The following is a 9,119-nucleotide window of genomic DNA, read 5'->3' on the forward strand; positions in this document are numbered from 1 at the left end:
GCAAGTGGTTTTCTGATTATTATTCAGTGTTCGCTCGTTATAACTTTTACCTGCACTTTTAGGTTTTCTCGGGTTGTCAATACATCATCCCTCTACCCCCATATGGGTGCATAGGACGCCTATCACTCAGCGCGATCTCAGCTAAGCCGCTATAAATGCTTAGCAGGACGTTAAGGAACGTCATACCGTACTTGCACTTCGTGCTTCACTTCCGAAAGGACAACCACATGCGCAGCTTCCGCACTGCCATCGCCGCCGCGGCCGCCCTGGCCATCGCCGGTGGCGCCCTCCCCGCCCACGCAATGACCAACGAGGAGTCCCGCCCGGAGACCCCGGCCACCAACGACGCGCTCCCGATCATCCACACCTACCGTGGCTCCGACCACATCAAGGCAAACGTGCTCAACGCACGCCCGGTCTGCAACTCCACCGAGGACTACCGCACCGTGGTCTACAAGGTCACTGACAACTTCCTGCCGGTGGGCACCATCTCCACCACCAACCTCAGCGACAACACGGTCAACCTGACCCAGGACCTGTCCCGCACCCAGCAGATCTCCGCTTCCGTCAACGGCTCCAAGACCGAGACCCTGAACATCGGCGGCACCGGCTCCAAGGACGGCCTGCAGGGCACCATCGGCTACACCCTGGCCAAGTCGCTCGGCTGGGATGTCTCCGGCTCCCTGTCCTGGTCCGTCGGCCAGAAGATCGGCCCGTACGAGGTTCCCGCCGGCAACACCGGCGAGGCCACCTACGGCTTCCGCACCGTCACCATGACCGGTACCCAGCAGCGCTGCCGCCCGAACGGCACCTGGGCTACCCCGACCGCGTGGGTTGCCAACATGCCGGTGAAGAACGAGGTGCGCGTGAAGAACTACGACACCCCGGCTGCTTCCTGGGCTCCGAACAAGGGCGCGCAGGTGACCAAGCCTGTTGATGACGAGAACCCGAACTTCGAGGACGAAGTGAACAAGCTGCGCGAGGGCGAGAACCTTGACGACGTGACCAAGGTCAACGACGACGAGGCCGCCGACGTGACCAACAAGGACATCACCGACGAGGGCACCGAGGTCATCGAGGACAACGAGGCCAACGAGGTCGCTGAGTCCGAGAACACCGAGGTCGAGGAGACCATCGAGGAGACCGACACCGAGGGCGCCACCGCCGAGGAGGCCGCTGAGCGCGAGCAGCAGGCACTCGACCTCGAGCCCTACTTCACCTCTTCCTCCTGGAAGGCTTCCGGCTTCGCCGGCACCACCGCGCTGCGCATCAAGAACGTCGGCACCGACCGCTACTACGGCGAGTTCCCGGCCGTCACCTTCCGCGTTGACATCAAGACCGCCGAGGGCCCGGAGGGCGTTGACCGCCTGATCACCGCCAACAGCCACAAGGGCGCACACGTCCGCGACCTGGGCTTCGACCGCAAGAAGGGCGTCCGCACCTTCGAGGTCACCCTGGCTAACCCGATCAAGGCTGGCGAAGAGGTTGCAGTTGCTTCCTTCAACTTCGGCGACGGCAAGACCTCCGAGGGTCGCCTGCACAACTACATGACCGCCACCCAGACCGGCCGCCTCGCTGGCGACGAGTCCGACGACAACGACCAGGACGTCGACTCCCGCGATGCAACCGTGTCTGACTTCGGCCGCAAGCTCGATGGCACCTTCTAATTAGGCGCTTCTCGACGCCCCACCGCCCGGGCCCTCCACACCAGGAGGGCCCGGGCTTTTTGCATGCTCCCATTACCACCCCTGCCCGCGAATGTGCGGAAGCGACACGCGGTGCGGGGTTGTGCACTGCTCGTGCGCGAAGTTATCCACAGGCTGTGGACAATCCTGTGCATAAGCGGGTATCCACAGCCTGTGGATAAACCTGTGCACTACTTTCACAACCCGAACAAATGCGCTGTTCGAACGCTATTTCCGCCCGCCACACGCACCGTGAGGCGAACAAACGACGAAGCCGTTCGAGGAATTACACGCCCGTAACTATCCACAATGTGGACAACTTTTGTGGAGAACTCACATCCCGCGCACTTGGGGATAACTCGTGAATAACACGCCGGACTTGTCCACAGGCCCGGCGCGCAGGGACACCCGCACACAGAAAAACCCACACCCGCAGCGCTTCCGGGTGTGGGTTTCGCGCGCGTGGATAGGCTACGTAAGCATCTGCGTGGCGGGTGCCGCGCCAATCGCAACCGCGCCCGCCGCACCAACCAGCGCCGCGCCAGCGCTCAGCCACCGCACGCGCTCGTTCGGCGAGGTCAGCGGCCACGCCATGAGCGCGCCGATGACCAGCCCGCCCGCGTGCCCCCACACGCTCACGTTCGCGGCAATGAAGGTATAGACCACGTTGACGGCGATGAGTGCGATGGCGGGGCGGGGGTCGACGTGGCGTCGATAAGCAATGGCGACGAAGACCGCCATCAGCGCGTACAGCGCGCCCGACGCCCCCGCGGTCGGGGTGAGGAACGCAAACCCAAGCACCGCCGCCGAAGAACCCAGCACCCCCGCCGCGTACGCGAGCGCGAACGGCCCGCTGCTCACGGCGCGCTCCACCTCCGTGCCGATCACCGCAAGCAGCAGCATGTTCAGCACCAGGTGGGTGAGGTCCAGGTGGACGAACCCGGCGCTCAGCGCCCGCGCCGCGCCGAAACCGTGGACCTCCGGCCCCCACAGCACCAGGTAGGCGCCGACGGAATCCCACACCACATCGCGCAGCGAGCGGGCCTGCGCCGCCATCACCGCGAACACGATCGTGCACGCGGTCGCGATCGCGGCGCTCACGGGCGCGTCGCGGAACAGCTGCCGGGCGAATTGCTGCATAAAGGACCTCCCCTGCCAACAAAAAGCGCCCCCGGCAAGCGGGGGCGGTGGAACGTGCGGGTGCTACTCGGAGACCTCGACGGACTCGATCACCACGTCCTCGACGGGGCGGTCCATGCGGCCGGTCTGCACGTTCGCCAGCTCGTCGACGACCTTCTTGGACGCCTCGTCCGTGACCTCACCGAAGATGGTGTGGCGGTTGTTCAGCCACGGGGTCGCATCCACGGTGATGAAGAACTGGGAGCCGTTGGTGCCCGGGCCGGCGTTCGCCATGGCCAGCAGGTACGGACGGTCGAAGGTGAGCTCCGGGTGGAACTCGTCAGCGAAGGTGAAGCCCGGGCCGCCGGTGCCGGTGCCGGTCGGGTCGCCGCCCTGGATCATGAAGCCGGGGATGATGCGGTGGAAAATCGCACCGTCGTAGAACGGGCCCTCGTTTGAGCCGGAGGCGTTGGCCGCCGAGTACTCCTGGGTGCCCTTGGCCAGGCCGGTGATGATCTCCACGGTCTTCGGCGCGTGGTTGCCAAACAGGTCAATCACGATGTCGCCGTGGTTGGTGTGCAGGGTCATCGTCTGCGTCTTTTGAGTCATGGCAACCAGGATACGCGCTTTTGTCACTATTGTGGCTTTCATGGCAGATGTACGAGCGGACACACTCGCGCTTTTCGACGCCTCCGCGCCCGTCACCCCCGCCGAACTCACCGGCGTCTGGCGCGGCGCGGAGCTGCCCACGGGCAACGTGATGGACGGGCTGTTGGAGGCGACCGGCTGGTACGGCAAGCGCTTCACCAGCGCCGAGGAGGTCGACCCGCTGCTGTTTTTCGGCCCGCGCGGCAATTTGGTGCGGGTCAATCCGGCGCTGATGCCGATGGGCGCGCCGCCGCAGGTCTTCGAGCTGACCAAGGCGGCGAGCCGCGCGGTGCGCCCGGTCGTGGCGTCACTGCGCACCTTCCACCCGGCCGCGCGCCTGCGCGAGGTGCGCTACCGCGGCGTGGTCAGCACCGCCATGCTTTACGACGACCTGCCCATCCTCGATCACTTCCGCCGCCTCAACGACACCACGCTCATCGGCGCGATGGACTACCGCAAGAACCCGGACCCGCTCTTCTTCACGCTGCGGCAGGTCCCGCGCGACGAAGTTCCGGTGATCCGCTGATGCGCATCGAATACGCCCTGGTCACGGGCGCGGCCAGCGGGATCGGCGCCCGCGCGGTGGAGCGGCTGCGCGAGGCGGGCGCCGAGGTCATCACCACCGATGTCAGCGAGACACTCCACGCGCGCTACGCCTCGGACACGGGCGTGCGCACCGTCGTCGGCGACATCACCGACGAGGCGTTCGTCCGCGAACTCCTCGCCCACGCACCGCGCCTGGACCGAGTCATGCACTGCGCCGGCATCATGCCCGCCGGCCGCGTCCGCGACGTCGGCGCCGCCCAGGCCCGCCACGTCATGCGGATCAACTACGGGGGCACCCTCACGCTTCTCGACGCCACACTCCCCCACCTCCGCGCCCAACCCACCCCCAGCCAACTCGTGGTGATGGGCTCGCTGACCGGGTACGTGCCGATGCAGAAGCTGGCGGCGTACTCGGCCTCGAAAGCGGCGGTCAATAGTTACGTCGAGATCCTGGCGGAGGAGGAGCGCGCCAACGGGATCCACGTGCTGCTCGTCGCGCCGACGGCGGTGCGCACTCCCCTGCTGGAGCAGGCGACCGGCGGGCCGAAGTTCATTGGCGGGCTCGTCGGCAAGGCGAGCGGGCTGCTCATGGTCACCCCCGACGATGTCCTCGACGCCACCGAGCGCGCTTTGGCCCGCCGCCCCCGCCTGAAAGGGCTGATCCCGCCAACCCCGGTGATTACCCCGGGTGGCGGGATCGCGCTTGCTGGCCGGCGGGTATCCAGGCGTTTCGCCTGGTGGGCCACCAACCTCTTCAACTAGCTACAGGCCGGAAACGACCTCGTCGCGGGCGGCGACCAGGTTGCGCAGCGAGGGCTCGACCTCGGCGTAGCCGCGGGTCTTCAGGCCGCAGTCCGGGTTGACCCAGAGGCGCTCGGTCGGCACGTTCTTCAGCGCGGCGCGCAGCAGGCCGGCGATCTCCTCGGTCGAAGGCACGCGCGGGGAGTGGATGTCCCACACGCCCGGGCCGATCTCGGAGTGGAAGGACTCGTCGAGGTCCTCGAGCAGCTCCATCTTGGAGCGGGCCGCCTCGATGGAGGTGACGTCGGCGTCGAGCGCTGCAACAGCGTCGATGATCTGGCCGAACTCGGAGTAGCACAGGTGGGTGTGGATCTGCGTGGTCGGCTCCGCCTGCAACGCGACGAGGCGGAAGGCGCGCACCGCCCAGTCCAGGTAGGACTTGCGGTCGTCGGCGCGCAGCGGGAGCAGCTCGCGCAGGGCGGGCTCGTCGATCTGGATGACCTTGATGCCGGCCTCCTCGAGGTCGCGGACCTCGTCGGCAAGCGCGACACCGATCTGGTCGGCGGAGACGTTCAGCGGCACGTCGTCGCGCTTGAACGACCAGGCGAGGATGGTCACCGGGCCGGTGAGCATGCCCTTGACCGGCTTGTCCGACAGCGACTGGGCGTACTTGGCCCACTCGACGGTCATCGCGGCCGGGCGGGAGACGTCGCCGATCACGATCGGCGGGCGGGTGCAGCGGGAGCCGTAGGACTGGACCCAGCCGTTCTCGGTGACCACGAAGCCGTCGAGAAGCTCGGCGAAGTACTGCACCATGTCGTTGCGCTCGGCCTCGCCGTGGACGAGGACGTCGATGCCGATCTCTTCCTGCAGCTCGATGACGTTCTTGATTTCGGTGCGGAGGGCTTCCTGGTAGGCGGCGTCGTCAAGCGTGCCTGCCTTGTGGTCGGCGCGCGCCTTGCGGATCTCCTGGGTCTGCGGGAAGGAGCCGATCGTGGTGGTCGGCAGTGCGGGCAGGCCGAGCGCCTCGCGCTGCAGGCCGTTGCGCTTATCGAACGCCGGCTCGCGCTTGACCGCGCCCTCCGGCAGCTTGGCGACGCGATCCACGACAGCCTGGTTGTGAATCGTCGTCGACTCAGCGCGGGTGCGCACCGCGCGATCCGACTGGGCGAAGGCCTCCTTCGCGCCCTCCTCACCAGCGACGAGCGCCTGGATCTCGGCGACCTTCTCGTCCGCAAAGGAGAGCCAGGTGGCGACGTCGACCGGCAGGTTCTTCTCCGCCTTCAGCGTGTGCGGCACGTGCTGCAGGGAGGTGGAGGTGGACACGGCGACCGGGCGATCGCCGAGTGCTGAAAGGACCTCGGTGCGCTCGCGCAGGTTCGCGGCCCACACGTTGCGGCCGTCGATCAGGCCCGCGACCAGCTGGGTCTTCGCCGGGATGGCCTCGGCAACGCGCTGCGGGTACTCGGCGTCCTCGTCGAGCGTCCACGGTGCGAGGTCGACGTGCAGCGCCTCCGGGGCGAGCTCGGCCAGCACCGGCAGCGCCTCGCGGGTCGCGCCGTATGGGGTGGTCAGGTACACGTTCGGGCGGTTCTCCGCACCCAGCAGGGTGGTGTAGGCCTCGCGCAGGTGCTTCGCCAGCTCCGCGTCCGGGGTGTCCAGGTCGGCGACAAGCGCCGGCTCGGCGAGCTGGATCCACTCGACGCCGGCTTCCTTCAGGGCGTTAAGGACGGTGGCGTAGGCGTCGACAAGCGAAGGCAGCAGCGACCACTCGGCCGGCTTCGACAGGGCGATCAGCGTGACCGGGCCGACCAGGAACGGGCGGACGGTGTGGCCGGCCTCGCGGGCTTCCTCGACGATCGCCAGGATGCGCTCGGGCGCAGGGGTAATGTCCTGACCTGCGGCGATCTCCGGCACCAGGTAGTGGTAGTTCGTGTCGAACCACTTGGTCATCTCCAGCGGGACGCGGGAATCGTTGCCGCGGGCGAGTGCGAACTCCTCGTCCAGGTCAGTGCCGCCCGGGATCAGGCCGACCGTCAGGCCGGTCTCAAGCACCTGGTCGTAGTAGGCGACGTCGGCCGGGATGGCGTAGTCCTCGGTCAGGCCGAGGTCGCGCAGGTGGTTGTAATTGTCCACGCGCAGCGCGTGCGTGGACGAGCGGAAGGTCTCCGCGTCAATGCGGCCCGCCCAGTAGCTCTCAAGCGCGCGCTTCAGCTCGCGGTTCGCGCCGATGCGCGGGTAGCCCTCGATCGTGGCCTTGGGAAACGGTGTAGTCGCTTTCGACACAATGCGTCCTTTTCTGCTGTTTGTTGGAGAATTGAGGTGGTTTAAATCAGGGAGTGGCCAGCGGGCTGGACAATCCCAATGCGGTCCAGGAGATCCTGGGTGACCGCGAGATTGTTGTGCGTGTACACGTGCAGGCCGCCGGTGCCGGCGTCCAGGATGGTGTTGGCGAGCTGCGCGGACATCTGCATGCCCAGCTCGTACTCCTCCTCCGGCGTAGTTGCCTGCGCAAGCGTGCGGGTCACGCACTCCGGCACCGCGATGCCGGAGAGCTCGCCCATCCGCTGCACGCGCTTGAGGCTGGTCATGGGCATGATGCCGGGGATCAGCGGGATGCGGACCCCAGCCAGGCGGGCCACCTCAACGAAGTCGAGATAGTCCTGCGCGTTGAAAAACAGCTGCGTGATAGCAAAGTCCGCGCCGAGGCGCTGCTTCGCCAGCAACACGTCCAAGTCCTCGTCGAAGTTCTTCGACTCCGCGTGCCCCGACGGGTAGCACGCCACCGACAGCGCCAGCTTGCCGGCCGCGAGCCGGAAGGCCTCCTCGTCCTCCACGTCCTGGATCAGGTTGAGCAGGTCGGTGGCGTGCTGGAGGTAGTGCGCTGGCATGCCGGTCTCGGGCAGGTCGCCGCGGAGGGCGAGGAAGCCGCGGACGCCGGCGTCGATAAGCGTGCGAATCCACGTGACCAGCTCCTCGCGCGTGCCCGCGGTGCAGGCGAGGTGCGCGATCGGGCGCAGGTTGGTCGTCTCGGCGACGCGCGCGATCAGCGCGGCGGTGCCGGTGAGCCAGTCGCTGCGCCGCGAGCTGGTCACGGCGACGTAGTCGGGGTTGTAGGCGGCGAGGCCCGCGATGAGCTCGTCGATCTTCCCGGAGTCCGCGTCGTGGCGGGGCGGGATGAGCTCGAAGCTCAGTGCCGTGCGCGCGCGGCGCTGCGGCGTGACCGGTGCTTCGCCGAGGCTGTCGAGCGGTGCCGAGGCCGACAGTCGGGTCGAAGGGAGGGTCCCACGCATGTGAAAAATACCTTTCGATGTCGGTGATCTCGCCGGGCTCGGCGCTGACGTAAACCGTTTTTCAACGGTGCCCAAGAATCTAGGGGGCGCACTTTTCGGGCACAATTGACGGCCGTGTTTGCGCAGCGTGTTGGCCACATTTTTCTGAATATTAATCCGCAAAATGAACCGCTTGGTATGTTTTTGCGAAACGCTTAGTCCGCGCGGAATCGGTAGGCTGGCGGGAGCGAGATAACCAACATTTTCAAGGAGCACCATGAACCCGTTCACCCTGCGACTGCTCTTCACCGGCGCAGCGGACGCCGCCAAGTACTTCCGCGAGCAAGGCGACAAGCGCAAGCGCGAAACCTACGACGCGCTGCTCGCCGCCCTCGAGGACCGCAACATCACCGACGCCGACGAGCTCGAGCAGCTTTACGACGCCGCGCGCACCCAAGCCGGCGAACTCACCCGCGCCGCCCACGCGCGCCTGGACAAGCGCCGCGCCGCTTTCAACGCCGCACTGCCCGGGCGCGAGGCGCAGCGCACCGCGTGGCGCGCCGAAGCCAAGGCGCACAAGAAGAAGGCCCGCGGCAAGGGCCGTACGGTCGCCGCGGGGCTGCTCGGCGCGGGCGCGCTCGCGGGTGCCGGCTGGGCGCTGTGGGAGTTCTGGCTGAAGGACAAGCTCGAGGACGCCGAGCCCGAGATCGACCTGACCGACGTCGCCCGCTCCGGCGAGGCGAAGCTGGTCTACTCCACCTCGACCGAGAACGAAGGCGTCTTTGCGCCTGACGCCGACACCTACGGCGAGCACGCCGCGGTGCCGCCGACGGAGCCTGCCGAGGGTGCTGATTCTGCTCAGGCGACGGGGCTGACCGCCGACGCGGCGGACGCGGCCGTTCCCGATGGCGAGACGCTGTCCACCCTGGACACGCTCGACGACTCGCAGCGCAAGGGCACCAAGGACGCGGACTAGCTAGCACTGCACCACGCGCACCCCTACCCCGCCGAACAACGCCAGGCAGCGCCTGGCAGGTCGGCGGGGTTATTTATGTCGGGACGACTAGTTCCGGGCATGCCTGTAGGCGCGCCAGTGTTTGCTGGCGCG

The 9,119-nt window shown here is 67.1% G+C and carries 8 protein-coding genes; 4 read left to right on the plus strand and 4 right to left on the minus strand.

Translation table 11 applies throughout. From position 1 onward, the window contains the following. Positions 1-227: 227 nt before the first annotated feature. Positions 228-1,667: a hypothetical protein gene (locus tag HMPREF2990_RS04340; protein ID WP_070762886.1), complete on the plus strand. Its 1,440-nt coding sequence runs from the start codon at positions 228-230 to the stop codon at positions 1,665-1,667. 489 nt (positions 1,668-2,156) lie between these two features. Here HMPREF2990_RS04340 and HMPREF2990_RS04345 read toward each other — a convergent pair whose 3' ends face one another. Together HMPREF2990_RS04345 and HMPREF2990_RS04350 are read right to left on the minus strand one after the other, a co-directional pair. Beyond that, positions 2,157-2,825 (minus strand): rhomboid family intramembrane serine protease, encoded by a 669-nt coding sequence (locus tag HMPREF2990_RS04345; RefSeq protein WP_070762873.1) that lies wholly within the window; start codon positions 2,823-2,825, stop codon positions 2,157-2,159. Between the two features lie 63 nt (positions 2,826-2,888). Beyond that, positions 2,889-3,413 carry a peptidylprolyl isomerase gene (locus HMPREF2990_RS04350; RefSeq protein ID WP_038587483.1) on the minus strand — a complete coding sequence of 175 codons (525 nt, stop codon included), beginning with the start codon at positions 3,411-3,413 and terminating at the stop codon, positions 2,889-2,891. Between the two features lie 40 nt (positions 3,414-3,453). Between HMPREF2990_RS04350 and HMPREF2990_RS04355 the strand changes: the two genes are divergently transcribed. Then, positions 3,454-3,978, plus strand: a complete 525-nt coding sequence (locus HMPREF2990_RS04355; protein WP_070762874.1) for a DUF4334 domain-containing protein — start codon at positions 3,454-3,456, stop codon at positions 3,976-3,978. Continuing rightward, the gene (locus HMPREF2990_RS04360) at positions 3,978-4,760 is read left to right on the plus strand and encodes an SDR family NAD(P)-dependent oxidoreductase (RefSeq protein ID WP_070762875.1); all 783 of its coding nucleotides are present in this window, start codon (positions 3,978-3,980) and stop codon (positions 4,758-4,760) included. Before HMPREF2990_RS04355 ends, HMPREF2990_RS04360 begins: the two co-directional genes overlap by 1 nt. Here the strand turns inward: HMPREF2990_RS04360 and metE are convergent, their stop codons facing one another. Both metE and HMPREF2990_RS04370 read right to left on the minus strand, forming a co-directional pair. After that, complete coding sequence (metE, locus tag HMPREF2990_RS04365; RefSeq protein ID WP_070762876.1) at positions 4,761-7,025, minus strand: 5-methyltetrahydropteroyltriglutamate--homocysteine S-methyltransferase; 2,265 nt, start codon at positions 7,023-7,025, stop codon at positions 4,761-4,763. A gap of 41 nt (positions 7,026-7,066) precedes the next feature. Beyond that, positions 7,067-8,032, minus strand: a complete 966-nt coding sequence (locus HMPREF2990_RS04370) for a methylenetetrahydrofolate reductase (protein ID WP_038587469.1) — start codon at positions 8,030-8,032, stop codon at positions 7,067-7,069. Positions 8,033-8,288: 256 nt separating this feature from the next. Here HMPREF2990_RS04370 and HMPREF2990_RS04375 point away from each other — a divergent pair, with 256 nt between their 5' ends. Next, positions 8,289-8,987: a hypothetical protein gene (locus HMPREF2990_RS04375; protein ID WP_038587466.1), complete on the plus strand. Its 699-nt coding sequence runs from the start codon at positions 8,289-8,291 to the stop codon at positions 8,985-8,987. Positions 8,988-9,119 lie beyond the last annotated feature (132 nt).

The sequence above is a fragment of the Corynebacterium sp. HMSC071B10 genome (assembly GCF_001814825.1).
Classification (GTDB): Bacteria; Actinomycetota; Actinomycetes; order Mycobacteriales; family Mycobacteriaceae; genus Corynebacterium.

What these genes read in the sequence shown, in the direction of transcription:
- HMPREF2990_RS04340 (WP_070762886.1), top strand. Translation starts at nt 228, where the DNA reads ATGCGCAGCTTCCGCACTGCCATCGCCGCCGCGGCCGCCCTGGCCATC.
- HMPREF2990_RS04345 (WP_070762873.1), bottom strand. Translation starts at nt 2,825, where the DNA reads ATGCAGCAATTCGCCCGGCAGCTGTTCCGCGACGCGCCCGTGAGCGCC.
- HMPREF2990_RS04350 (WP_038587483.1), bottom strand. Translation starts at nt 3,413, where the DNA reads ATGACTCAAAAGACGCAGACGATGACCCTGCACACCAACCACGGCGAC.
- HMPREF2990_RS04355 (WP_070762874.1), top strand. Translation starts at nt 3,454, where the DNA reads ATGGCAGATGTACGAGCGGACACACTCGCGCTTTTCGACGCCTCCGCG.
- HMPREF2990_RS04360 (WP_070762875.1), top strand. Translation starts at nt 3,978, where the DNA reads ATGCGCATCGAATACGCCCTGGTCACGGGCGCGGCCAGCGGGATCGGC.
- HMPREF2990_RS04370 (WP_038587469.1), bottom strand. Translation starts at nt 8,032, where the DNA reads ATGCGTGGGACCCTCCCTTCGACCCGACTGTCGGCCTCGGCACCGCTC.
- HMPREF2990_RS04375 (WP_038587466.1), top strand. Translation starts at nt 8,289, where the DNA reads ATGAACCCGTTCACCCTGCGACTGCTCTTCACCGGCGCAGCGGACGCC.